This is a genomic window from Rhizobium sp. 05N430, from assembly GCF_056396985.1.
The window spans coordinates 718,907-744,406 of sequence record NZ_JBFTMO010000002.1; the positions used below are offsets into that span (position 1 = coordinate 718,907).

General features: G+C 62.1%; 21 protein-coding genes. 2 read left to right on the plus strand and 19 right to left on the minus strand.

The window, feature by feature from the left end; genetic code table 11:
• The first annotated feature begins 25 nt into the window (after positions 1–25).
• A complete protein-coding gene (locus AC1DJO_RS07130; RefSeq protein ID WP_477969542.1) occupies positions 26–2,077 on the plus strand; it encodes an FAD-binding oxidoreductase in 2,052 nt (683 codons plus the stop codon).
• A 666-nt stretch (positions 2,078–2,743) separates the two neighbouring features.
• On the opposite strand, the gene AC1DJO_RS07135 is transcribed toward AC1DJO_RS07130, so the two are convergent.
• The 5 genes from AC1DJO_RS07135 to AC1DJO_RS07155 all read right to left on the minus strand — a co-directional run bounded on the left by AC1DJO_RS07135 (position 2,744) and on the right by AC1DJO_RS07155 (position 7,241).
• The gene (locus AC1DJO_RS07135; RefSeq protein ID WP_112388226.1) at positions 2,744–3,382 is read right to left on the minus strand and encodes an alpha/beta hydrolase family protein; all 639 of its coding nucleotides are present in this window, start codon (positions 3,380–3,382) and stop codon (positions 2,744–2,746) included.
• 40 nt (positions 3,383–3,422) lie between these two features.
• Complete coding sequence (locus AC1DJO_RS07140; protein ID WP_112388225.1) at positions 3,423–3,620, minus strand: hypothetical protein; 198 nt, start codon at positions 3,618–3,620, stop codon at positions 3,423–3,425.
• 94 nt (positions 3,621–3,714) lie between these two features.
• Positions 3,715–5,094 carry an aspartate aminotransferase family protein gene (locus AC1DJO_RS07145; protein WP_112388224.1) on the minus strand — a complete coding sequence of 460 codons (1,380 nt, stop codon included), beginning with the start codon at positions 5,092–5,094 and terminating at the stop codon, positions 3,715–3,717.
• 37 nt (positions 5,095–5,131) lie between these two features.
• Complete coding sequence (locus tag AC1DJO_RS07150; protein ID WP_112388223.1) at positions 5,132–6,628, minus strand: NAD-dependent succinate-semialdehyde dehydrogenase; 1,497 nt, start codon at positions 6,626–6,628, stop codon at positions 5,132–5,134.
• Between the two features lie 118 nt (positions 6,629–6,746).
• Entirely contained in the window at positions 6,747–7,241 is a 495-nt protein-coding gene (locus AC1DJO_RS07155; RefSeq protein WP_112388989.1) for an Lrp/AsnC family transcriptional regulator, read from the minus strand.
• 194 nt (positions 7,242–7,435) lie between these two features.
• Between AC1DJO_RS07155 and AC1DJO_RS07160 the strand changes: the two genes are divergently transcribed.
• The gene (locus AC1DJO_RS07160; RefSeq protein ID WP_112388988.1) at positions 7,436–7,759 is read left to right on the plus strand and encodes a DUF6074 family protein; all 324 of its coding nucleotides are present in this window, start codon (positions 7,436–7,438) and stop codon (positions 7,757–7,759) included.
• A gap of 3 nt (positions 7,760–7,762) precedes the next feature.
• Here the strand turns inward: AC1DJO_RS07160 and AC1DJO_RS07165 are convergent, their stop codons facing one another.
• The 14 genes from AC1DJO_RS07165 to AC1DJO_RS07230 all read right to left on the minus strand — a co-directional run bounded on the left by AC1DJO_RS07165 (position 7,763) and on the right by AC1DJO_RS07230 (position 25,469).
• Positions 7,763–8,269 carry a hypothetical protein gene (locus AC1DJO_RS07165; RefSeq protein WP_112388987.1) on the minus strand — a complete coding sequence of 169 codons (507 nt, stop codon included), beginning with the start codon at positions 8,267–8,269 and terminating at the stop codon, positions 7,763–7,765.
• Between the two features lie 69 nt (positions 8,270–8,338).
• Entirely contained in the window at positions 8,339–9,370 is a 1,032-nt protein-coding gene (locus AC1DJO_RS07170; RefSeq protein WP_112388222.1) for a CorA family divalent cation transporter, read from the minus strand.
• Positions 9,371–9,515: 145 nt separating this feature from the next.
• Positions 9,516–12,170, minus strand: a complete 2,655-nt coding sequence (locus tag AC1DJO_RS07175; RefSeq protein ID WP_112388221.1) for a nitrate reductase — start codon at positions 12,168–12,170, stop codon at positions 9,516–9,518.
• Between the two features lie 207 nt (positions 12,171–12,377).
• Complete coding sequence (gene nirD, locus AC1DJO_RS07180) at positions 12,378–12,713, minus strand: nitrite reductase small subunit NirD (RefSeq protein ID WP_112388220.1); 336 nt, start codon at positions 12,711–12,713, stop codon at positions 12,378–12,380.
• A 4-nt stretch (positions 12,714–12,717) separates the two neighbouring features.
• Positions 12,718–15,168 carry a nitrite reductase large subunit NirB gene (gene nirB / locus AC1DJO_RS07185; protein ID WP_112388219.1) on the minus strand — a complete coding sequence of 817 codons (2,451 nt, stop codon included), beginning with the start codon at positions 15,166–15,168 and terminating at the stop codon, positions 12,718–12,720.
• Positions 15,169–15,172: 4 nt separating this feature from the next.
• Complete coding sequence (locus AC1DJO_RS07190; RefSeq protein WP_112388218.1) at positions 15,173–15,970, minus strand: ABC transporter ATP-binding protein; 798 nt, start codon at positions 15,968–15,970, stop codon at positions 15,173–15,175.
• 72 nt (positions 15,971–16,042) lie between these two features.
• A complete protein-coding gene (gene ntrB, locus AC1DJO_RS07195) occupies positions 16,043–16,930 on the minus strand; it encodes a nitrate ABC transporter permease (RefSeq protein WP_112388217.1) in 888 nt (295 codons plus the stop codon).
• Positions 16,931–16,988: 58 nt separating this feature from the next.
• A complete protein-coding gene (locus tag AC1DJO_RS07200; RefSeq protein WP_477969544.1) occupies positions 16,989–18,287 on the minus strand; it encodes a CmpA/NrtA family ABC transporter substrate-binding protein in 1,299 nt (432 codons plus the stop codon).
• Between the two features lie 360 nt (positions 18,288–18,647).
• Complete coding sequence (locus tag AC1DJO_RS07205; protein ID WP_477969546.1) at positions 18,648–19,922, minus strand: CmpA/NrtA family ABC transporter substrate-binding protein; 1,275 nt, start codon at positions 19,920–19,922, stop codon at positions 18,648–18,650.
• 49 nt (positions 19,923–19,971) lie between these two features.
• Positions 19,972–20,559, minus strand: coding sequence for an ANTAR domain-containing response regulator (locus AC1DJO_RS07210; protein ID WP_112388214.1), 588 nt, complete (start codon positions 20,557–20,559; stop codon positions 19,972–19,974).
• Positions 20,560–20,657: 98 nt separating this feature from the next.
• Complete coding sequence (locus tag AC1DJO_RS07215; protein ID WP_477969548.1) at positions 20,658–21,734, minus strand: ABC transporter ATP-binding protein; 1,077 nt, start codon at positions 21,732–21,734, stop codon at positions 20,658–20,660.
• 1 nt (position 21,735) lies between these two features.
• Positions 21,736–23,664, minus strand: coding sequence for a glycoside hydrolase family 127 protein (locus AC1DJO_RS07220; protein WP_112388986.1), 1,929 nt, complete (start codon positions 23,662–23,664; stop codon positions 21,736–21,738).
• Positions 23,665–23,691: 27 nt separating this feature from the next.
• Positions 23,692–24,555, minus strand: coding sequence for a carbohydrate ABC transporter permease (locus AC1DJO_RS07225; RefSeq protein WP_112388212.1), 864 nt, complete (start codon positions 24,553–24,555; stop codon positions 23,692–23,694).
• Positions 24,555–25,469 carry a carbohydrate ABC transporter permease gene (locus AC1DJO_RS07230; protein WP_112388211.1) on the minus strand — a complete coding sequence of 305 codons (915 nt, stop codon included), beginning with the start codon at positions 25,467–25,469 and terminating at the stop codon, positions 24,555–24,557. The genes AC1DJO_RS07225 and AC1DJO_RS07230 overlap by 1 nt, the downstream gene beginning before the upstream one ends.
• Positions 25,470–25,500: the final 31 nt, after the last annotated feature.

A 25,500-nucleotide genomic window follows, 5' to 3' on the forward strand; every position in this document is an offset into this window, starting at 1 on the left:
GGCCGCTTCTCCATTGGAGGCTCCCATGCTTGATAGTGCCGAAATACCAGCTTCGCCCTGGCACGAAGGCGAACTCGAACTGCAGCGCAGCGTCGGGATGGCCGAGCAGATGGATCCTGTCGGCCGCAAGGTGCTGCGCACCTATCTGCTCGACCAGCATCGCGAGTTCTACCCGCTGCTGCCGTTCATCGTCATCGGCGCGGTCGATCCGGATGGCGCCCCTTGGGCGACGATCCGCGCCGGGCAGCCCGGTTTCCTGCATTCTCCGGACACGCTGACGCTCGATGTCGAGGCGGCGCGTGATCGTAGTGATCCGGCCGAGCGCGGCATGGAGGACGGCGATCCGATCGGTATGGTTGGTGTCGATCTGATCACCCGCCGCAGAAACCGGCTGAACGGCACGGTCAGCCGCAGCGCAGATGACCGCTTTTCCGTCACCGTCGGCCAGAGCTTCGGCAACTGCCCGCGCTATATCCAGAACCGCCAGTTTGCGTTCATCCGTGATCCGGCTGCAAGCTCCACTCCCGCGGCAATCGTCTCGGACCGGCTGGAAGGCGAGGCACGGAAGATCATCGAGGAAGCCGATACGTTCTTCGTCGCCTCTTATGCCGATCGCGGTGCGGGCCGGGAAGTGGACGTTTCCCACCGCGGCGGCAAGCCGAGCTTCGTTCGCATCAATGCCGATGGCAGCCTGACCGTGCCGGATTTCAACGGCAACCTGTTCTTCAGCACACTTGGCAATTTCATGATCAACCCGCGTGCAGGGCTGGTGTTCGTCGATCACGAAAGCGGCGGCCTGCTGCAGTTGACGGGAGCGGTCGAGGTCGTCCTGGATTCGCCGGAGATCGCAGCGTTCGATGGTGCCGAGCGCCTCTGGCGCTTCACACCGGAGAAGATCGTGCTGCGGCCGGAGGCCTTGCCGCTGCGCTGGACCTTTGCCGAAAACGGCTTCTCTCCGAGCAGCCTGATGACCGGCAGCTGGGCGCAGGCGGAGCGCCGCCTGCAGGCCGCCGAAAGGGCCAACAACTGGCGGCGTTTCCGCATCGAGAAGGCTGTCGATGAGAGCGAGACGATCCGTTCGCTGACACTGGCACCCGTCGATGGCGAGGCGCTCATCCCGCATCTTGCGGGTCAGCACCTGCCGATCCGCATCGCCGACGGCGATCAGCATATCCGCCGGAGCTATACGATATCGAGCGCGCCATCGGACGGCCACTACCGGCTGAGCGTCAAGCGGGAGGGCAAGGCATCGAACCTGCTGCACCGGATGCAGCCTGGCGACGAGATCGAGGCACGTGCGCCTGGCGGTGCCTTCACCATCGAGGCGATGGAGCGCAAGCGGCCCGCGGTTCTGCTGGCCGCCGGCATCGGCATCACGCCCATGCTATCGATGCTACGCCATGTGGTTCATGAAGGCGACCGCACACGTCACCGCCGGCCGATCTGGCTGTTCCGGTCGTCACGCACAGTGGGCGAGCGCGCCTTCGATCAGGAAATTGCCGGGCTGGTCGAGCGCGCAAATGGCTCGGTCCACGATATCCGAGTGCTGAGTTCCCCGGCTGCCGAAGATGCGGGAAATTACGATGCGGCGGGCCGCATCGACATGAATCTCCTGAAGGCGCATCTGCCATTCGGCGACTATGACTTCTATCTCTGCGGCCCCGGCGCCTTCATGCAATCGATTCATGATGGTTTGCGTGGATTGAACATCGCGGAAGAGCGCATCCATGCCGAAGCCTTCGGTCCCTCGGCCCTGAAGCGCGATACCTTGGCAGGACAACCCAACACACCGCCGTCGGTTCCTGCTGCGACAACGCCTGCGAAGGTAATCTTCACGCAGTCTGCCAAGGAAGCGCGATGGAAGCCGGGGGATGGTTCACTGCTTGAATTTGCCGAAGCACGCGGGCTTTCCCCGGCATATGGCTGCCGTGCCGGGAACTGCGGCGACTGCAGAACGCGCATCGTCAAAGGCGCTGTCAGCTACATCTCGGAGCCCAGCTATCCAGTCGAAGGCGGCGAGGCGTTGATCTGCTGTTCGGTGCCTGCAGAAGGTGGCGATCTGCTACTCGACATCTGATGCAAAATGGGCGTCGAACAGGCGGAAAAACTGGCTGAATACAGCCGTTAACGGCGCCTATACCATGAAATATGATGCTCGTTTTGCGTTCTTTACCAAGTGGCACACCTTATAGGAAAATCTGTCCCACTATCAAACAGGAGGGACAGCATGAACGCTGCACCAAATTACGGTCTGATAGGTCTGGTCAGCGTAACAATGATCGTTATAGCTGCCGCCGTTTTGACTTACGCCGCGTGAGTCAGACAGACCATGTCATATCGCGCCAAATCTCATAAGGCGCTTGGCGAAGGCTTCTCCCCGGCCTCGTTAAGCTTACCCCGTAACCACCACATCAGCATTCACTTGAATACGCCCCATTTCAAGGCATTCTCCGGCCGTGGCCACACGAGCCGGTTCAAGTATTGCGTACCGGCTTTCTAGTACGCCCGCCTCCCAGCCCTGATGGGAGGCGGGTGTCCTTTAAGCGTCGTGGGGACGCCGATCAATAAATTGCAGAAAATGCCCATCGAACCCTTGAAATCGCGGGGGCGTGAAGCTATTTAGCGCTCACCACCCGTATCGATGGCCTGCGAAGCCGACCTCTGGTCAGCCAAGCGTTTGCCGTCCGGGCAATAAAGAAAAGGTGCTCCCCGAAAGGGTAGAGCACCTTTTTCTTTTTCGGCTCTATGTCAGCGTTGCAGCCCAGGCTGCGACTTTTGTGCCTGTTGTCTTCAGATGGTCGGACGCCGAGAAGCCGGAAAGCTTCTTGCGCGGGACCAGGTCATGGTCGCCGTCTTCCAGCCACAGGATCCGGATCGCTGCCGAAAGCCTATAGCCCTCGACCTCGGGCCGGGTGCCGAATTCGTCGCGCGTACCCTGCACGATCAAGGTTGGCGTGCGTAATCCTTCCAGATGGGCGGTGCGCAGCTGCGCTGGTTTCTCCGGCGGATGGAAGGGATAGCCGAGGCAGAGAAGCCCGGCGATCTGACCGGCCGCGAAAAGGTCATCGGCCACCATGCTGGCGACCCGCCCGCCCATCGACTTGCCGCCGATGATCAGCCTGCCTTGGCAATTGAGAGCCTCGACGGCGTCACGATATTCCGACTGCAGCGTCTCGGCCTTCGGTGGAGGGCGGCGCTGGCCGGATGTCCGGCGGGCAGACATATAGCCGAATTCGAACCGGGCGACGCGGAAACCCGCGTCGGCGAGTGCTGCAGATACAGCATTCATCGATTTGGAATCCATTGGGGCGCCCGCGCCATGGGCGAGAAGAATAGTGGTTCCGGCGTCATCGGCGCCTGTTATCAGGAAGCGGCTGTCCATCGCTGCTTTCTACAGGCTGACCGCGGTTGCCGCCAGCGCCTTAATGGAAACGCGGCAGATCCGGCAGACCGGCGAATTGCTCCGTCAGAATTTCGCTGAGCGCCACCAGCACTTCCTTGCGGGAAAAGCCGACTGCCTCGAACCTGTCGATGATATCGACGATGTCGAGTTCGACCTCTCCACGGCAATGAGCGACGCGCTCGGCGGAGACCATCAGTGCGTCTTCAAGTGTCAGCATGGTTTTGCTCCTTCTGCACAAGGCAAACTGGCGAGCAAACAATTGGTTCCGCAACCGGTGGAGGGGAGCCCGCTATTGCGGGCTCCCTGATCCATCAAACCGACTTGAACACCGTATCGATGGCGCCGGCGGCCGCCTTGACAACGATATCGGCCTCTTCGCGGGTGAGGCAGAGCGGCGGCGCAAAGCCGAGGATATCACCCTGCGGCATGGCCCGGCCGATGACGCCGCGCTCGAGAAGGGCAGCAGAGATCTGCGGGCCGATCTTGCGGGAAACGTCGAAGAATTTGCGGTCGTCCTTGTCCTCGACAAATTCGATCGCCGCCATGAGGCCGTCGCCGCGCACTTCGCCGACATGCTTGTGGGAGCCGACAGCCTTGGCAAGCTCGCTGCGGAAATAGGCGCCGGTCTCGCCGGCATTCTTGACGAGATCCAGCTCGTCGATCAGTTCGAGATTGGCAATGCCGGCTGCCGCGCAAATGGGGTGCGCCGCATAGGTCCAGCCATGACCTATCGCGCCCATTTGATCCGACCCCTGAACCAGCACCTGCCAGACTTTGTCGGAGACGATGGTGCCGGAGAGCGGCGCGTAGGCCGAGGTCAGGCCCTTGGCGATGGTGATGAGACCCGGCTTCATGCCGTAGTGATCGGAGCCGAACATGGTGCCGAGGCGGCCGAAGCCGGTGACCACTTCGTCGGCGACAAGCATGACGTCATACTTGTCGAGCACGGCTTGAATCTTCTGCCAGTATCCCTTCGGCGGCGGCACGATGCCACCGGTCCCGAGGATCGGCTCGCCGATGAAGGCTGCAACCGTATCCGGGCCTTCGGCGAGAATCATCTCCTCCAGCTTGTCGGCGCAATATTGCGAGAACTGCTCCTCGTCCATCGAGCGGTCCGGGCGGCGGAAATAGTACGGTGCCTCGGTGTGGAGGACGGGCGCTCGCGGCAGGTCGAAGGCCTTGTGGAAGAGCTCAAGCCCGGTCAGCGAGCCGGTCATGACACCGGAGCCGTGATAGCCGCGCCAGCGCGAGATGATCTTCTTCTTTTCCGGGCGGCCGAGAATGTTGTTGTAGTACCAGATCAGCTTGATGTTGGTCTCGTTCGCATCCGAGCCGGACAGGCCGAAATAGACGCGGCTCATGCCTTCGGGTGCCCGGTCGATGATCATCTTCGACAGCGTGATGGAGGCTTCCGTGCCGTGACCGACATAAGAATGGTAGTAGGCGAGGTTCTTCGCCTGATTGGCGATCGCGTCGGCGATCTTCTGCCGACCGTAGCCGACATTGACGCAGTAGAGACCGGCAAAGGCATCCAGGCTGGTGCGGCCGTTGGTGTCGGTGATGTAGGCGCCTTCGCCCGACGAGATGACGCGGGTCGGCGTTTCGCCGCGGGCATGCATGCCCATGTGCGTCGAGGGATGGAAGAAGTGGTCGCGGTCCCAGGCGTTGAGTTCGTTGCTTCTGTCGAGCATGGCAGATGTCCTTGATGTGGTGAGTGTGAGTGCCGCGTCAGGCGGCGGTGTCGATGCAGAGATATTTGAGCTCGGTGAAGGCCTCGATGCCGTGGCGCGAACCTTCGCGGCCGAGGCCGGATTGCTTCCAGCCGCCGAAGGGGATCGGACCGCCCGTGATCTTGACGCGGTTGATCGCCACCATGCCGTATTCGAGCGCCCGTCCGAGCCGCATCTGCCGCGCACCATTGGCGGTCACGACATAGGCGACGAGCCCGTATTCGGTGTCGTTCGCCTTGGCGACGACTTCCTCTTCGGTATCGAAGACGGTGATGCCCGCGACCGGGCCGAAGGTTTCCTCGCGCATGATCAGCGCATCGGCGGGAACATTGGAGAGCAGCGTCGGCTCGAAAAACAGTTTGCCCGCCTTGTGCCGCTTGCCGCCGGTGACGAGCCTGGCGCCGCGCTTCAGCGCATCCTCGACCTGCTCCTCGACCTTGGCGATAGCCCGCTCATGCATCAGCGGGCCGATTTCGGCACCGGTGGACAGGCCGTCGCCGACCTTCAGTTCGCGGATACGCTCGGCAAATGACGCTTCAAACCGGGCGGCGATCGAGCGATGCACGAAGATGCGGTTGGCGGCGAGGCAGTCCTGGCCGGAGGTCGCAAACTTCGCATCGATGGCGATCTTCACCGCCTGCGCGACATCGGCATCATCGAAGATGATCAGAGGGGCGTGGCCGCCGAGCTCCATGACGAGCCGCTTCATGGTTGGCGCGCATTGGCCCGCGATCAGCCTACCGATACCGGTCGAGCCGGTAAAGCTGATTGCCCGGATGCGCTCGTCTTCGCAAAGGCGGCCGACGATGGTCGCAGCATCGCCGGTCACGACGTTGAAGACCCCGGCGGGAAGCCCGGCACGCTCGCCGAGTTCGGCAAGAGCCAGCGCAGAGAGCGGCGTTTCGGAAGAGGGGTGGGCAACGACGCTGCAGCCGGCGGCAAGGGCGGCGGCCGCCTTGCGGGTGATCATCGCGGACGGAAAATTCCAAGGCGTGACGATGCCGACGACACCAAGCGCTTCGCGGCGAACGATCATCTCGGCGCCCGGCAGATGGCTGGTGACGTTTTCGGCATTCAGCCGCTTGCCCTCTTCGGCATACCATTCGACGAAGGAGGCGGCATAGTCGATTTCGCCGAGCGATTCCGACAGCGGCTTGCCTTGCTCCAGCGTCATGATCAGAGCCAGATCGTCCTTGGCTTCCAGCATCAGGTCGTGCCATTTGCGAAGAATCCGGGCCCGCTCCTGCGGCAGCATCGCCCGCCAGGCGGGCATGGCGCGGGCAGCGGAATCGATGGTCGCCGTGGTCTCTTCAGCGCCAAGGCTCGCCACCCAGGCGATGGTCGCGCCGCTTGCGGGATCGGCAACCTCGAAGCTTTTGCCGTCGGTGCCTGCAGACCAGCGGCCATCGCAATAGGCGAGGTCGCGCAGCAGATGCCTGTCCTTGAGGCGCGACAGCGCCTGATGAAAATCGGGGCGGGCAAAAACCGCAGTCATGTCTGTCTCCTCGTTACCGACGGCGAAGTCTTTCACGGGAGGAGGCGAGATTTTGTCCTTTGAGGGCGCTTTAAAGAGAGAGATTGTCTAAGGCTTCGCGGCAGGCCACACGATCTGTCTATGGCGCGGATGGGGTCTCTGTCTGCACCAGGGCTGCGACCGGCAAGACCGTCTCATCCTTGACGGTCTTGGTGACGATATAGGTGAAATAGCGCTCGATCCCGAGCTCGCGATCGAGCAGACCATCGATCAGCCGCTGGTAGGCATCGATGTCAGGAGCTGCGACCTTGAGGAAGTAATCGACGCCACCACCAACCGACCAGCAGCCGACGATTTCCGGGACGCCGGTGACCGCCCGCTCGAAGCGTTCGAAATCGCTCTGCCGGTGATTGGCGAGCGTCACTTCTACCATCACGCTGGCGACCGGGGCGATTTTGCGCAGGGCGATGCGCGCATGATAACCGGTGACGATGCCTGCCTTTTCCAGCTTGCGCAGCCGCATCCAGCAGGGCGTCGGCGAAAGCCCGGCCTTTTCTGCCAAAGCAAGTTTGGTAATGCGGCCATCCCGCTGAATCGCATCGAGAATTCTGAGGTCGATGGCATCAAGTTTCATGATCGTTCCGGCCGTCCAAATCATTTCAAAAGCGAGCGCGACAATGGAAGCGCATTTGGCTGGCGTCAATCGAGGTGACCTCCAGGATACCTGAATAACGCCGCAAGGCAGATCGGGACGCGATCTCTTCGATGCGCAAGCAGTCGTTAACCATCGCCGGTCTAACGATTGAGTTCGTGAACCGGGATGATTCGATGGATGCCTCTCCTGCGGCGCTTCTTGCCGCTCTTAAGAACAGTGAACTTTTGATCGTGCGCGATGTGAGCAAGGCAGGCGATGTCGATCGTTGCGCCGAAACGCTCGACAACCTGCATGGCGAGGCAGCCGTGACATTCTGGAAGGCTGAGTGCCGCCGGCTGGCGGATGAATTGGCACAGTGCGGACTGGCAAGCGAAGCGATCAGCGAGCGCGTTCTCGATTTTCAGGCAACCGTCCAGACGGTACTCGTCCAGCGCCACCAGGCCCGGGCCTTGGCCGCAACGCGCGCCGAACAGCAGAAGAAGCGCCGTATCGCCTGATTGTCAGAGCCGGCGCAGGCTGATCTCGCTGGTGACCACGGTCTTGCCGGATGCCGGATCCCTGTCGACCGTCTGGATCGACAACTGGCTATTACCGCGCTTGCTGATCGTCATGTTGGCATTGCGGTCGCCATTGATCAGACGCGCCCAGCGGACCGCGAGATTGATCACATCGCCCTGACGACTTCCCGAAAGCTGCGAGGGCGCCCCTGACGGGCCGACATAGGTTCCGGAATAGCGCGTGCCCCGTGCCGTCAGGTCGGCTGATATGGCGCGGTTGATCACCAGAAGCCCGCGACAATTTCCGCGCATAGAGATCGAAGCGCCCGGCGCGTTGATATTGAACTTGCAAGAGACATTGATCGGCGAGCTGCCGATCTTGCGGGTGACCTTGCCGGTCCCGGTCCAGTTGCCGCTGAGCGGCTGCAGGAAGCCCGCTTCGTCAGCGGCGGCCGGTGCCGCAACGCAAAGTCCGGCAAGAATTGCAAAGAGGCGTGCCTGAATACGCATGATCTCAATCCCCATGAGCGGAATTGACACAGAACGCAGTGAAAGCGGCGACGGTTCCGCCCAATGGCATCAGAGCCAGTTGATGCGTTTGAGGATATAGAGGGTCGCGATCGAGGTTGCCGCCACGAAGGCGACGATGATGATGAAGGCCCAGGTGTCGTTGACGCCAGGAATGCCGCCGACATTCATGCCGAACAGGCCGGCGACGACGCTCGGCGGCAGCAGTAGCGCCGCAAGGGCGGCAAGCCGGTTGGAATTGCGGGCGATGCGCTCACTGATCACGGTCGACAAGTCGTCATGCAGGATGCCGGTGCGGTCGCGGATCGCATCCAGATATTCGATGAAGCGCATCAGCTTGTCGATGACCTCGCGCATCCGGAGCTTGTCGCGCTCGGCAAGCCAGGGCGCGTCGTCATGCTCGATGCGGTTCAGCGCGTCGCGCTGTGGTGCGAGGTAGCGGCGCAACTGTACGGACCGCCGGCGCAACAGCTTCAGACGCTCCCGGACCTCGGCGGCCTCACCATGAAAGATCAATTCGTCGAGTTCGTCGACTTCCTCGTCCATCTGGTCAAGAACCGGCTCCAGGTCCCTGACAAGCTTGTCGCTGACGAGGGCGAGCAACTCGCCTGTCCGCTTCGGCCCTTTGCCCTTTTCGAGCGCCTGCCGGATATCGCGCAGCGCTGTGATGTAGTGGCCGCTGTCGCGTAGCGTCACGACGCGATTTTCATCCACCCAGGCATGGAGGGGAACGAGATCGATCTCGATGGTGGCGTCCCCGGCTTCCTCGGGTGGCGCCGCGCAGACGCCGCGCAGGATGATCAGCAGACCGTCGTCGACGGGCTCGACGCGTGGACGGGATTCGTCCTCCAGCAAGGCATCGGCAACGAGCGGATCGAAGCCACCGTTGCTGGCGACCCAGGCGGCTGCGGCGTCGTGATCGCGTTCCAGGTGGACCCAGAGAATGCCATCAGCAGGCTTCCAGTCACGAAGACCGGCCGCGCCGATTTCGCGGCAGCCGCCCTTGCCATCGAGAATGACGGCAAAACGTATGCCGGGTTCCACGCCATAGCTTAGCTGGATCTTCTGGCCTGCGACCTCCATCCGTGCCCATCCTCCCGTCGAAAGTGCAAAAAAGAAAGCGAAATCATGCGGCTATTTCGGCATGGTTTAGCACTTCGCGAAGGGCGGCGGAACTACAGTTTCTGATCAATGATCGCATGCTTTACGGCCTGTTCGGCCGAGCCGATCACTCCGCTGCAGCCGCAAGACATCCGTCGATGATCGTGCGGATTTCGGCGCGGCAGGAGCCGCAATTGGTTCCAGCATTCAGCTCCTTGCCGACCGCTTCGACGCTGTGACAGCCGCCGCGGATCGCGCCGATGATCTGGTTGACCCCGACGCCGAAGCAGGAGCAGACGGTGGCGCCCGGATCCGGCTTTCCGGCGCCCGGCCGGCCGGCGGCGATCGCGAAGCGTTTGCGCAAGTCGTCATGCGAGGCAACCAGTTGCTGGATCGCCCAGGCGCGGGCGACGGCGACCGGCTCGGCGGCGATAAAGAGGGCGGCAAGCAGGCGGCTGCCGTCGAAAAAGGCGAGGCGGGTCTCACCAGTCGCGCCGTCGGTGTAGCCGATCGGCTCGGCCTCTATCGGAATTCCGAGATGCGCTCTGCACCACCCTGTCCAATCCTGCATGCTGTCGCATGCGGCAAATTCCAGCCGCCAGCCACCGTCGGCCTTGGCGAGTGCCCAGTAATCGCAGTCGAGACCATGCGGTTTTTCGACCGATACCGCGAAGCCATAGTGCTGTACCTTCACCGGCTGCAGCTTGACCGCGACGTTCTTCGAGGCCGGCTGGCCGGAAAGCGGATCAACGACAGGGGCGACAACGGCATCGATGCGGGACCGGGCGGCGAACTGGTCGTTCCAATGCATCGGGACGAACACGCTGCCGCGGGCCTGCCGGCCGGTCACCAGCGCGCGGACAACCGCCGTGCCATGCGGACTTTCGAGCTGCACCAGACCGGCACTGCGCACACCAAGTTCGATCGCGTCGCGGGGATGGATTTCCGCGAAGGGTTCGGCGATATGGGCAGACAGGCGCGCGCTTTTTCCCGTGCGGGTCATGGTGTGCCACTGGTCGCGGATACGCCCGGTGTTGAGTGTCAGCGGGTAGTCGCTGCTGGTGCGATCCGTCTCAGGCAACTCGATGGCGATGAAACGGGCACGGCGATCGCCGTGAAAGAAGCCGCCCTGGCTGAAGAACCGGGGCGTGTTGCCACCGCCTGACGGCGCCGGCCATTGGAAGGGCGGCTGACTGTCGTAAGCATCAGGATCCAGATCGGCATGCGCGCCGATATCGAAATCGCGGGTGCCGGCATTCTCGAAAGCGGACAATGCGGCATGCTCGGCGAATATCGTCGCAGGGTTTTCGAAGCCGAAAGCGCTCGTGTGTCCCATGCGGCGCGCGACTTGCGCAAGCTGCCACCAGTCCGGCTTTGCCTCGCCGGGAACGGTCAGGAACGGACGCTGGCGGGAAATGCGGCGCTCGGAGTTGGTGACGGTGCCATCCTTTTCTCCCCATCCAAGCGATGGCAGCAGCACATCGGCATGGCGGGTCGTATCAGTCTCTTGCAGAACATCGGAAACGACGACGAAGGGGCAGGCGGCAATCGCTGCCTCGACAGCATCGGCATCCGGCATCGAGACGACGGGATTGGTGGCCATGATCCAGAGCGCCTTGATGCGCCCATCGGCGACGGCGCGGAACATGTCGACGGCCTTGAGACCGGGCTTCTGCGCAATGACGGGCGACGACCAGAAGCGCTGGACACGATCCCTGTCGGCGGCGTTTTCGATTGCCATATGCGCAGCCAGCATATTGGCGAGACCGCCGACCTCGCGTCCGCCCATGGCATTCGGCTGGCCGGTCAGCGAAAACGGCCCCATGCCCGCCCGGCCGATTCGGCCGGTCGCCAGGTGACAGTTGATGATGGCGTTGACCTTGTCCGTGCCCGATGACGACTGGTTGACGCCCTGGCTGTAGCAGGTGACGGCCCGCTCGGTGGTCTCAAACAGCCGGAAGAATTCGCGGAGCTGCATGGCGGGCAGCCCGGTCCGTTCAAGCAGCGTGTCCCAGCTTACCGATGATGCGGCCGCGAAGGCCTCGCCAAATCCCGCCGTGTGAGCGCCGATATAGTTCTGGTCGATCGCTGGACTGGTGGCGATATGCGCCAGCAATCCGGTAAAAAGCGCGACGTCGCCATCGGGGCGGATCGCAAGGTGCAGGTCGGCGATATCGGAGGTCATCGTTCGGCGCGGATCGATGACGACGATCTTCATGCCCGGGCGGGCGGCCTTGGCGGCGGAAAGCCGCTGATAAAGAACCGGGTGGCACCAGGCAAGATTCGAACCCGTCAGGATGACGAGATCGGCAAGCTCCAGATCCTCGTAGGCGCCGGGCACGGTGTCCGATCCGAAGGCGCGGCGGTGACCGGCGACGGACGACGACATGCAGAGGCGGGAATTGGTGTCGATATTGCCCGAACCGATGAAGCCTTTCATCAACTTGTTGGCGACGTAGTAGTCCTCGGTCAGCAGCTGGCCGGAGACATAGAAGGCGACGGCATTGGGACCGTGTTCGGCGATAGCTTCGGAGAATTTGGAGGCTACGAGGTCGAGGGCGGCATTCCAGTTTGACCGTTCTCCACCGATCTCAGGATAAAGCAGGCGGCCGTCGAGATCGATGGTTTCGGCGAGGGCCGAGCCTTTGGAGCAGAGGCGGCCGAAATTGGCGGGATGGTCGGGGTCGCCTCGGACGGAGACGGTGCCGCTGTCATCGAGTTTCGCGATGACGCCGCAGCCGACGCCGCAATAGGGGCAGGTCGTTTTGGTTTCAGTGGGCATGGGGGTTGGCCCTCATGCCCTGGTGCGTGGGGCTACCCCCCTCTGTCCTACCGGACATCTCCCCCACAAGGGGGGAGATCGACATGTGGAACGCATCTCCCCAAACAACCGAGGTTGGAGCGAGCGGGCGAGCCCAGCCAATCTCCCCCCTTGTGGGGGAGATGCCTGGCAAGGCTGAGGGGGGTAGCTCCGAACGCATCCGTCTGATCACTCCGCCGCCATCATCAAGCTCTCGAACGCGACAAACAGCGCCCCATCCTCGTTTCTGACAGGGATCGTCCGCACCGCTCCATCATCCGCCCCGAGCGCCTTGCCCGTTTCCAGCGAGATCACCCAGTTGTGCAGCGGGCAGGTGACGGCTTTGCCGTGGACGATACCCTGCGAGAGCGGCCCGCCCTTGTGCGGGCAGTGATCCTCGATCGCGAAGACCTCGTTCTCCGCCGTCCTGAAAACGGCTATCTTGCCTTGAGGCGTCTTTACGCAGCGCGCGCCGCGCAGCGGGATGTCGGATATGCTGCCGATCGAAATCCAGTTCATATCCATCTCCTCACTCTGCCGCTTCGCTGAAGCCGACGGTCGCCATCGGCTTGAACTCGTGCTTGTCCTTGCCGGAGACCCGCTCCGACCAGGGGTCGACCTGGGCGAATGTCTGCGAGAAGACGAAGCGCTCGTAATATCCGCGGCGCTTGTCGTGATCGGTCATGATCTGGCGGCGGATCTCGTCGAGACCGATGCGCTTTGCCCATTTATAGATGCGCTCGAGATAGCGGCCCTGCTCGCGGTACATCTGCGTCAGCGCCACGATATGCTCCAGCGCCTCATCCTCGGTTTTCACCAGGCCGAGCACCTCCGTGCCCTTGATGTCGAGACCCGCGGCGCCGGCAAAGTGGATCTCGAAACCGGAATCGACGCAGATGACGCCGATATCCTTGCAGGTCGCCTCGGCGCAGTTGCGCGGACACCCGGAGACCGCGAGCTTCAATTTTGCCGGTGTCCAGGAACCCCACATGAACTTTTCGATGCGGATGCCGAGGCCGGTGGAATCCTGCGTGCCGAAGCGGCACCAGTCGGAGCCGACGCAGGTCTTCACGGTCCGAAGTCCCTTGGCATAGGCCTGACCGGAGATGAAGCCCGCCTTGCCGAGATCGGCCCATACCGCCGGCAGGTCTTCCTTCTCGATCCCCAGAAGGTCGATCCGCTGGCCGCCGGTGACTTTCACCATCGGGATCTCGAACTTGTCGACGACATCGGCGATGGCGCGCAATTCGCTGGCGTTCGTCACCCCACCCCACATGCGCGGCACGACGGAATAGGTGCCATCCTTCTGGATGTTGGCATGGACGCGCTCGTTGATGAAACGTGACTGGTAGTCGTCGGCATATTCATCCGGCCAGTCGGCGACGAGATAATAGTTGAGCGCCGGGCGGCATTTGGCGCAGCCGCAGGAGGTCTTCCATTCCAGTTCCTGCATGACCGCGGGGATCGTCTTCAGCTTTTTCGCCTTGATCAGGCGCCTGACGTCGTCGTGGCCGAGCTCGGTGCAGGTGCACATCGGCTGAACCGCCTTGGCACTGTAGGCGTCGCCGAGCGTCAGCGACATCAGCTGTTCGACAAGCCCGGTGCAGGAGCCACAGGAGGCTGACGCCTTCGTATGAGCGCGGACATCATCGAGCGATGTCAGACCCTTGGAGGTGATGGCAGACGTGATCTTTCCCTTGCAAACGCCGTTGCAGCCACAGATTTCCGCATCATCCGGCAAGGCTGCAACGGCCGCCATAGGGTCCAGCGGCGACCCTCCCTGGTAGGCCTGGCCGAAGATCAGCGTATCGCGCATCTGCGAAATATCGGTCGCCTTCTTCTTCAGGTCGTTGAACCAGGCGCCGTCGGCGGTTTCGCCGTAGAGCACCGTGCCGATGATGCGGTTTTCCTTGATGACGAGCCGCTTGTAGATGCCGGCTGTCGCATCGCGGAGCACGATCTCTTCGCGATCGTCGCCATCGGCAAAATCGCCAAGCGAGAAGAGCTCGATGCCGGTGACCTTAAGCTTGGTCGGCGTATCGGAGTGGACGAAGGCGGGTTTGGTATCACCGGCCAGATGCGCGGCGGCAATGCGCGCCATCTCGTAGAGCGGCGCGACAAGTCCATAGACCATGCCACCGACCTCGGCGCATTCGCCAAGCGAGAAAATGCTGCCGTCGGACGTCTGCATGCCGTCATCGACGACGATACCGCGATTGACGGTCAGCCCGGCGTCCTTTGCAAGACCGGCATTGGGTCGGATGCCGACAGCCATGACGACGAGGGTGGCGGGAATGATCCTGCCATCATCGAGCTCGATGCCTTCGACCTTGCCATTGCCGATAATCGCCTTGGTATTGGCCTTGCAGATCACCTTGATGCCGCGTTCCTCGATCGCCTTCTGCAGGAGATAACCGGCGGCGGGATCGAGCTGGCGCTCCATCAGGGTCGGGTTGACGTGCAGCACGGTCACATCCATGCCGCGCAAGCTGAGACCCGCGGCCGCTTCAAGCCCCAGCAGGCCGCCGCCGATGACGACGGCCTTGGCGCGCGACTGTGCGGCAAGCAGCATGGCCTGCACATCGTCCAGATCGCGATAGGTGATGACCCCCGGCAGATCCTTGCCGGGAACCGGGATGATGAAGGGAACGGAGCCTGTGGCGATGACGAGTTTGTCGTAGCTCTCGGTGACGCCGTGATCTGACGTGACGGTCTTCGCTGTCCGGTCGATCGCGACGATCTTGTGGCCCTTGTAGAGCGTGATGCCGTGATCGATGTACCAGCCGTCGCCATGGATGACGATCTGGTCATAGGTCTTCTCACCGGAGAGAACCGGCGACAGCATGATGCGGTCGTAGTTGACGCGCGGTTCCGCGTTGAAGATCGTGACCTGATAGCGGCCGGGTGCCTGTTCGAAGAGATGCTCCAGCATGCGCCCGGGCGCCATGCCATTGCCGATGATGACGAGTTTCTCGGTCATGGGGTCACTCCGCAGCTTCGACGAAGCGGTGACGTTCGTAAAGGAACTTCAGCACGGCCTCGCGGCATTTGAGATAGGTTCGGTCGGAAGCAAGCTCGATTCGGCCCCGCGGCCGCGGGATCGGAACGTCTAGGACTTCGCCAATCCGGGCAGCCGGGCCATTGGTCATCATCACGATCCGGTCGGACAGCAGTACCGCTTCATCGACGTCGTGGGTGATCATCACCATGGTGTTGCCGAGCCGCTGATGAATTTCCATCACCGCATCCTGCAGATGGGCGCGGGTCAGGGCATCGAGCGCGCCAAAGGGCTCGTCGAGCAACAGGATCTTCGGTTCCATCGCTAGTGCGCGTGCTATGCCGACACGCTGCTTCATGCCGCCCGAGATTTCGGCGGGGCGCTTGTCCCTGGCATGCGCCATCTGCACGAGATCGAGATTGGCCATCACCCAGTCATGGCGTTCCGCCTTCGTCTTGGTGCCGCCGAAGACTTTGGAGACGGCCAGATTGACGTTGTCATAGACCGACAGCCAGGGTAGCAGCGAGTGGTTCTGGAACACCACGGCGCGTTCCGGCCCCGGTGCATTCACCTCCCGGTTTTCAAGCAAAACGGCGCCTGAAGATACCGGCGTCAGGCCGGCGATCAGGTTGAGCAGCGTGGACTTGCCGCAGCCGGAATGGCCGATGATCGAGACGAACTCGCCTTTGGCGATCGTCAGGTTGATCCCCTTCAGGACTTCGGCGCGCGTGCCGCCGCGGTCGAAATGCTTGTCGATATGGTCGAGCTTCAAATAGGCAGTCATCTGAGTATCCCTTGTTGTGGACGCAATTCCGGACCGAAAACCGGTTCCCATTTTTCCTGGAATTGCTGCTCCTCAGTTTGCGCCGCGGGTAATCAGCCGTCCGGCTGCCGCAACGAGCTTGTCGAGGGCGAAGCCGACGACGCCGATATAGGCGAGCGCGACGATGATGTCGGGCAGGCGCGACGAGTTCCACGCATCCCAGATGAAGAAGCCGATGCCGACGCCGCCAGTCAGCATTTCGGCCGCGACGATGGCGAGCCAGGACAGGCCGACGCCGATCCTAAGGCCGGTGAAGATGTAGGGGGCGGCAGATGGCAGCATGATCTTGAAGAAGAATTCGACCTGGTTGAGCCGCAGCACCTCGGCAACGTTGCGGTAGTCCTGCGGAATGTTGCGCACGCCAACGGCAGTATTGATGATCACGGGCCAGACCGAGGTGATGAAGATCACGAAGATTGCCGATGGATTGCTGTCCTGGAAGGCAGCCAGCGACAGCGGCAGCCAGGCGAGTGGCGGAACGGTGCGCAGCACTTGGAAGATCGGGTCGAGCCCGCGCATCGCCCAGACCGACTGGCCGATGATGGCGCCGATGACGATGCCGCCCACGGCCGCCAGGCCGAAGCCATAGGCAACGCGTTGCAGCGAAATCAGCACGCGCCAGCCGAGGCCGATATCCTGCGAACCATAGTTGAAGAACGGATAGGCGATCAGATCATAGCTTTCCTGCCAGACCTGATGCGGCGAGGGGAGCGAGGCGGTCGGCGACGAACAGAGAACCTGCCAGACGCCGAGGATGATGAAGAGCACGATCATCGGCGGGACGACATTGCGTACGATGGCCGCGCCGAGATTGCCGAGGTTGAAACGCCGCACCGGCGGCTTGGTCAGATGCACCACTTTCGCGGCTTTCGATGAGGCCGGGACCGGCGTGAGCGGTTCGTTCTTTGCGAGGGCTGACATGCGATCGCTCCTTGAGAATGAAAAGGCCGGCGCGCCCGTCACGCGCCGGAGGCGGGAACTAGGACGCGGCCTTGATGGCGAGGCTATGGAGGTAGGCGGATGGGTTTTCGGGATCGAAGACCTTGCCGTCGAAGAAGGTCTCCTTGCCGCGCGATGCCGAGGCCGGAATATCCGCGGCGGCAACGCCGAGATCCTTGGCAGCCTCACGCCAGATGTCCTCGCGGTTCACCTGATCGACCAGTGTCTTGATATCCGTATCCGGCGCGAACTTACCCCAGCGGATGTTTTCGGAAATGAACCAGCTGTCATGGCTCTTGAAGGGGTAGGAAACGCCGCCGGCCCAGAACTTCATATAGAGATCCGTGCCATGCTCGACGCGGCCATTGCCGTAGTTGATATCGCCCTTGAGGCGCCCGAGCACATCCTTCGGCGGCACGTTGAACCATTGCCGCTTTCCAAGGATCGCCGACATCTCCTCCTTGTTGTCCATGCTGTCGCACCATTGCTGGGCTTCCATCACCGCCATCAGCAATGCCTTGGCGGCGTTCGGGTTTTTCTCGATCCAGTCGGCGCGCATGCCGAGCGCCTTTTCAGGGTGGTGCTTCCAGAGTTCGCCGGTGGTTGCCGCGGTGAAGCCGATGCCCTGGTTGACGAGCTGCTCGTTCCAGGGCTCGCCGACACAGAAGACGTCCATGTTGCCGACCTTCATGTTGGCCACCATCTGCGGTGGCGGAACGACGATGGTCGAGACATCCTTGTCGGGATCGATCCCGCCGGCGGCCAGCCAATAGCGGACCCAGAGATCATGCGTGCCGCCCGGGAAGGTCATCGCAACCTTGACCTCACCGCCACCGGCTTTCTTCTTCTCGAAGGCCGCCTTGAGCTTCGAGGCGTCAAGCCCGACGCCGGTACCGGCATATTCCTTGGCGACGGAGATGCCCTGGCTGTCGTAGTTGAGGCGCGCGAGTAGAGCCATCCGCACCGGCTGATTGTTCTGGGTCACCTTGCCGGTGTGCATGAGATAAGGCAGCGGCGAGAGGATATGCGCGCCATCGATGCCGTTCGCAGCACCGCCAAGGACGAGATTGTCGCGCGTGGCACCCCATGACGCCTGCTTGGCGACATCAACATCGGGCATTCCGTGCTTTTCGAAGAGACCCTTTTCCTTGGCCACGATCAAGGGAGCTGCATCCGTCAGCGCGATGAAGCCGAGCTTAGCGCCGGATGCTTCCGGTCCTGCCGATGCAGCGAAAGCGCCCGATGGGAAGGCGGAACGGACTGCGCCGATGAGGGCAGCGGTGGCGGTTATCTTCAGGACGTTGCGGCGGCCGATGCTGCCGGAGAAGATCTTGGTCATGCGCAGTCCCCTTGCTGTCGAGTGGTTGCCGGATTTTGGGCATAAAAAAACGCCGCTCGGAGATTGCGTCTGCGGGAAGGAAGGGTCCCGGACTGCAAAAACCTTGCGACGTCGATGTCTGTTGCGAACGCCTATCGCGCGCTCGTCTGCCTGGATCGCCGTTGATCCGGGCGCTATTAGCCTTGCAAAGGGCGTGCCAGTTTCAGAAGAGGCTATTCAAGCATCTGGAAAGGTTGCGCCTTTTAGCCAAAAAGGGCGATCTGCCTCAAATAGAGCAGCGCTGAGAACTGCGTATCTTTTATGCGAATGCTCTCAACAAGGCGCGCCCGGCTGCCATCGATTTGTGCAGCGCAGTAGAGCTTACGCCTCTGTGGGCTCGCGGATAAAGATGGATGCGCTCTTGACCGGAAAGCCGTTGATGTAGCCCGCGAAGTCGCCCGGATCGAAGATCCGGCCGTCCATGAAGCGGTCGCCATCGCGCTCACCCTCGATTCGGACATCGGCGTCTTCAGGTGTGCAGTCATCACCGAGTGCAGCACGGTAGAGGTCGGGCCGGTAGGCGGAAGCGGCGGCGCGTGCCAGCGTCAGGCTTGGTTCCGCCTGGCCCCAGCGCACCATCTGGCTATAGATCCAGAGCGCCTGGCTGGGCCGCGGATAATTGGCGTGACCGGCGTGGAATTGGAAGTAGTTTTCGATGATCCGGCGGTTGCCCTTGGCGTCGAGGCTGAATTCGCCGGCGAGAACGTGACGGATGATCTCGACCGGGGCAGCGATATAGCGAGCGTCGGCCAGCGCTTCCGCCAGCGCATCGTGATTGGCGGGGTCGTCGCACCAGCGGGCCGCGCCATCCAGCGCCACGATCAGCCGTGACACGGTTTCCGGGTGGCTCTCGGCCCAATCAGGCCGCATGCCGATCACCTTTTCCGGCGCCGAAGGCCAGATATCCTGCTTGGCGGCGACGATGCGGCCGACGCCGCGTTCGGAGGCCACCATGTTCCACGGTGCGCCAACGCAGAAACCGTCGATGCCGCCGGCCGCCAGCGCGTCTGAGGTCAGCGGCGGCGGAACGACTACCAGCTTCACGTCCCTGTCCGGATCGATGCCGCCAGCTGCGAGCCAGTAGCGGAATTCGTAATTGTGCGACGAGAAGGGATAGGTCATCCCAAGAGTCGGCATGGCTTCGCCGCGCGCGCGCATATCGGCGAGAACGGCCGCAAGCGCCTTGGCATTGTCGAGCGCGCCGGCGGTCTCGGAAATGCCTGCCGTCTGCTGCATGCGCTCGAACAGGCGAGTGGAGAGTGTGATCGCATTGCCGCCGCGGCCGAGCGAAAAGGGCGTGATTGCGGGGGACGGATTGGAGCCGAGGCCGAGCATGGCTGCGACCGGCATCGGCGACAGCATATGGGCGATGTCGAATTGGCGGAACGCTAGCCGGTCGCGCACATTGGCCCAGGAGACATCCTTGACCAGGTCGAGCGTCAGCCCTTCCTTCTTGGCAAAGCCGAATTCCGCAGCAGCGATCAAGACCGAAGCGTCGACCAACGGAATGAATCCGGCGCGCAGGACTTTTGGTCCTTCACCGGTCAAGAGTGCGGGAGATGCGGCGCGGCCATCGCCGCTGCTGATTTTGGTCAAGACATTCACTCCAGCGTCCTCCGGGCACCCATCGCGTCGAAGAGAGGGCTCACATCAAAAGCCCGGCCGCAGTCACGACGCTCTGCGCGATTTCAGACATTTTCTTCTTTTCGTTCATCGCCGTTTGGCGCAGCAACGCGAAGGCTTCCTCTTCCGACAGGCCACGCATCCGCATCATGATGCCCTTGGCCCGCTCGACGACCTTGCGCTCCTCAAGGGCTGATTTGGCATCGGCAAGCTCGCGTTGCAAGCGGCTGAAGGCATTGAAGCGACTGACGGCCATATCGAGGATCGGCTTGACGCGCTCCTTCTTCAGTCCGTCGACCACATAGGCCGAGACGCCGGCATCGACGGCAGCCTCGATCGAGGCGCTATCGGAGCGATCGACGAACATGGCGATCGGGCGGCTGACCGAGCGCGTCAGCTGAAACAGATGTTCCATCATGTCGCGGTTCGGATTTTCGATATCGATGATGATGACATCAGGCTTTAGCGTTTCGATAATGCGCGCCACGCCCTGGACCTCGTGAATGACGGTGACGCGCAGATGCCCGGCTTCGCGCAATCCCTCTTCGATGATCGAGGCACGGATCGCGGTTTCGTCGATGACAAGGATCGTCAGGTCGAGGTGGTTCATGCGTCAGTTATGACGCAGTGCAGCAAGACTCGCAAGAGAATGGCTATAAATTTGAGCAAAGCGAATCTGTGGATAAAAAATAGGCGACCGCTGTCGAGTTAGTCCCGCCTCAATCCTTTATCATCGAACAGTCTGATATCCTCCGGCGAAGCCCGCAAGGCGACCTCGGCGCCGACGTCGATCGGCACGGCCGAACGGTATTCCACCGTCAGCGGCTGGCCATCCGGCAGCTGGCAGTAGAGATATTGCGTCCCGCCGAGATATTCGGAGAAATCGACGGTGGCTCGCAAGGTGCCCGCGGTTTCGCCGGTTGCAAGGGTCAGATGCTCTGGGCGAATGCCGAGCGTCACCTTGGTACCTGTCGAAAGACCGTCGCCGGAGATCGGCGACTGTATCGTCTGTCCACCGGCCGCGATAAGGCCAACGCCGCGCCATTCGGCGTTCAGCAGGTTCATGCGCGGCGAGCCGATGAAACCAGCGACGAAGACATTTGCCGGCCTTTCGTAGACTTCGCGCGGCGTGCCGGTCTGCTCGACGCGGCCATCGCGCAGCACGACGATCTTGTCGGCCAGCGTCATCGCCTCGGTCTGATCATGCGTCACATAGATCATCGTGTTGCCGAGCTCGCGGTGCAGCCTGGCGATCTCGATGCGCATGGAGACACGCAGCTCTGCATCCAGGTTCGACAAGGGCTCGTCAAACAGGAAGACGTCGGGCTTGCGGACGATGGCCCGCCCGATCGCGACGCGCTGCCGCTGGCCGCCGGAAAGCTGGCCGGGGCGGCGGTCGAGAAGATGGTCGATCTTCAGGATCGCCGACGCCGCCTTGACGCGGGCATCTATCTCCGGAGTTTGTGTCCGCGCCATCTTCAGCCCGAAAGCGAGGTTATCGCGCACGCTCATATGCGGATAGAGCGCATAGGACTGAAAGACCATGGCGATGCCGCGGTCGGAGGGATCGAGATCGGTGACATTGCGTCCCTTGATTTCGATCTCGCCATCGGTGACATCTTCAAACCCGGCAATCATCCGTAGTAGCGTGGACTTGCCACAGCCGGACGGGCCGACGAAGACCACGAAGGATCCCTCCGCGATCGTCAGGTCGACGCCATGGATGACGTCGAGACTGCCGAAGCTCTTGCGAATGCCTGAGAGCACCACTCCTGTATCAGGCATCTTATTCACCACGGGCCTCGCCAGCGCGAACCCAGACCAGCATCTCACCCGGTTCGCGGTTATCCCACAGAGGATAAGGAACGAAGCGCGCCGTTGCGGGCTTCGCTGAAGGCGGTGATGTCCGGTAGAGATCTGCACCCCAGTCCGACGTGTCGCGGCTCACCGGCAGATCGAGCGCGACGGCGCCGCGCAATCCGGCGACTTCCGAGACCTTCGCCTTCGACGGATCGGCGGAAAGCGAAATGCCGTTCAGTCCTGCGCCGTTATCCGTCTCCTCGACGCAATAGACCAGCGGCCCACGCATCAGCGCGGTGCGTCCGGCATCCTGGCGCACGCGCGGATTGGCGAAGAGCTTTCGGGCTGCAAGCGGAATGACGAGATCCACCTTGTCGCCGCTCTTCCATTCCCGCTCGATGCGAGCATAACCGTCCACGACGACGGATTCGAGGGCGATGCTTTCTCCATTGACGGAAAGCGTCGAGCCATCAGCCCATTCCGGGATACGCAACGAGATGGCAAAGCGGGCAGGGCGGTCGAGATCGAGGTCGAAATGGATCGCGCCGTCCCATGGGTAACGCGTCGTCTGCGCCAACTCGACCTTGGCACCTGAGACCTCGAAGCGAGCCTTGCTTTCCCCATAGAGATGGACGGCAATCTCGTCTTCGGCGACCGCATACATGTAGGAGCCGACGGATGCCAGAAGCCGGGCAATGTTCGGCGGGCAGCAGGGGCAATGGTGCCAGATCCAGCGATGATGCTTGCCGGAGCTTTCCAGCGGGTTTTCGTAGAAGAAGGTCTTGCCGTCGAGCGACAGACCCGCCATCGCGCCGTTGTAGAGCGCCTGCTCCATGATATCGGCATAGCGGCGGTTGGGGCCGCGGCCGAGCATGCGGTTGGCCCAGAAGACGAGGCCGACGGAGGCGCAGGTCTCGGCATAGGCGCTCTCGTTCGGCAGGTCGTAATAGTCGGTGAAGCCTTCGTTGGAAGCCGCCGGGCCAATACCGCCGGTGACATACATCTGCTTGGTCGTCAGGTCGTCCCAGAGCGTCTCGAGCGCCGCGGTCAGCGTATCGTCGTTATACTCGGTGGCGATATCGGCCATGCCCGCATAGAGATACATGGCGCGTACGGCATGGCCGACGACCTTCTTCTGCTCGCGCACCGGCAGATGTGCCTGGCCATATTCATAGGTCTTCTGATGGAAATCGGCAGCACTGCGGCCATCGCGGGTCGCTTCCTCGGTGAAGAAATGCGGTTCAGTGCCGCGCTCGTCGATGAAGAACTTCGAGAGGTCGAGATATTTCTTCTCGCCGGTCACGCGGGCGAGCTTCACCAGCGCAAGCTCCACTTCCTCATGGCCGCAATAGCCGGGAAGTTTGCCGGGGCCATGGCCGAAGACAGTGATCAGGTAATCGGCATAGCGGCACATGATGTCGAGCAGCTTGCGCTTGCCTGTTGCCTGGTAGTAGGCGACGGCACCCTCGATCAGGTGCCCGGCGCAATAGAGTTCGTGATGGTCGCGCAGGTTCGTCCAGCGGCGGCCGGGCTGCACGCGCTGGAACCAGGCGTTCAGGTAGCCGTCCTTGTCCTGCAGCTTCTCGTACATGTCGATGATCTCGTCGACGCGGGCCTCAAGCTTCGGATTGGTGCGGCGGTAGAGCGAATAGGCCACTGTTTCGATCGACTTGCCGAGATCGCTGTCCCAGAACATCTGCGTCGAGCCGCCCCATGGGCCGATCGGGATGACGACGCCGGGGCTTGGCTGGTTGACGTCAATCGCCTGGATCAGCCCCGCCTCGACGCAGCGGTCGAGCAGCGTTTCGGCCGTCGAATCGCAGATCGCATCCTGGCGGTCGCCGAACAGGCCGGCGAGCTCGACGCTCGGCACGGGCAGGGGACGGAACTGGCGGTCTCTCTTCAGCTTGTTCATGGCTTCATCCATTTCGTTGAAAGATCATCATTTCACCGCGCCGGCCATCAGCCCGCGCATGTAGTAGCGTTGCAGAAGCAGGAAGACGATCAGACAGGGGATCGTCATGACGACGACACCGGCCTGGACCGCACCCCAGTTGATGGCGCCAAGGCGCCCGGCGCGCACCGCCGTCATCAGGACGGGCAGCGTGTATTTCTCGTTGCTGGAGAGCAGCACGAGAGCGGCAAGGAACTCGTTCCAGGCGTTCAGGAAGGCAAAGATCGCGACAGTCGCGACGCCCGGCAGGACGAGAGGCAGGAGCACGCGGATCAGCAGCTTCATATCGCGCGCACCATCGATCTGCGCCGCTTCCTCGATCTCCTTCGGCACGGCGTCGAAGGCATTGCGCATCATGAAGACCGAGAAGGGCAGCTGCAGCGTCACATAGACGAGCGTCAGCCCGAGCAGCGAGTTGTTGAGGCCGAGCTTTGCGAGGATGATGAAGAGCGGCGTCAGGATCGACTGGAACGGGATCATCAGCGTGGCGATGATCAACACGAAGAGCGCGTTCTTCAAGGGAAAGCGGTAGCGCGAGAAGCCATATCCGGCGAGCAGGCTGACGGCGACCGTCAGCACCACCGTTGCCAGCGACACGAACAACGAATTGATCATGTGCTGCCAGATACCGGCGCCGAACGTATCGAGCAGCGCATACGCATCGAAGCTGACGCCTGTCGTCGGCCATGGCGGCAAGGGCGGTAGGCTGGCTTCCGTGCCATGCCGGAAAGACGAGAGCAGGGCGATGACGAAGGGCGCCAGGAAGAACACCGAAATGGCGATGCCTGCGACATGATAGGCCGATTGCGAGCGGAAGCGCTTGCGGGCGCGGCGCTGACTGGAGGAAGTCATCAGCGTTCCTCCCCGACACGCAGCAGCCAGAGCTGGACGATGGAGATCGCCACCAGGATCGCCAGCAGCGCGATCGACAAAGCGGCGCCATAGCCGAGATTGAAGGACACGAAGGACTGGTTGAAGATGTAGTAGACCACCGAGATCATTTTGTTCTGAGGCCCGCCCGAGGTCATGATGTAGAACTGGTCGAAGGCGAGGATCGAGCCTGTAACCGAGACGATCAGCGCCAGCGCAATGGTCTTGCGCATCAGCGGCAGGGTGAGATGGCGGAAGCGCTGCCAGCGCCCGGCGCCGTCGATGCGGGCGGCTTCGGTGAGTTCCGTGGGAATGGCCTGCAGTCCGGTCAGCAGGATAATCATCGTGAAACCGGCAATCTTCCAGACGACCATGACGACGATGGTTGCAAAGGCGGTGTCGAAGCTCGCCATGATATTGGGGCTGCGCTCGACGAGACCGAGGGCGCCCAGCGCCGGGCCGAAGAAGCCGCTGTCGACATTGGCCAGCCACACCCAGAGCAGCGAGGCCGTGGCGAGACCGACGACCACGGGCAGGAAGATGATCGTTCTGTAGGTGCTGACGAAGCGCCGCTCCTTCTCGACAAAGATTGCCAGCGGAAAGGCAACGGCGAAAATCGCGATGGTGACGATGACGGTGTAATAGGCGGTGAAATTCAGCGCCGCCATGAAGCGGCTGTCATTGAACATGCGGGTATAATTGGCAAAGCCGATCCAGCGCTGCGCGCCCATCAGCGGCCAGTTGTGCAGGCTCATCCAGCCGGTAAACAGCACCGGCATCACGAAGAAGACGATGACCAGCGCCATGGCCGGCGCGATGTAGAAAAGTCCGCGCCATTGCGATCTGCGCCGCCGCTTGCGACCGGCGAGCTGGCGCTGGGGACCTGAAACGGTCATCGAAACGCTCCGCATCTTTCATTGCTGCATA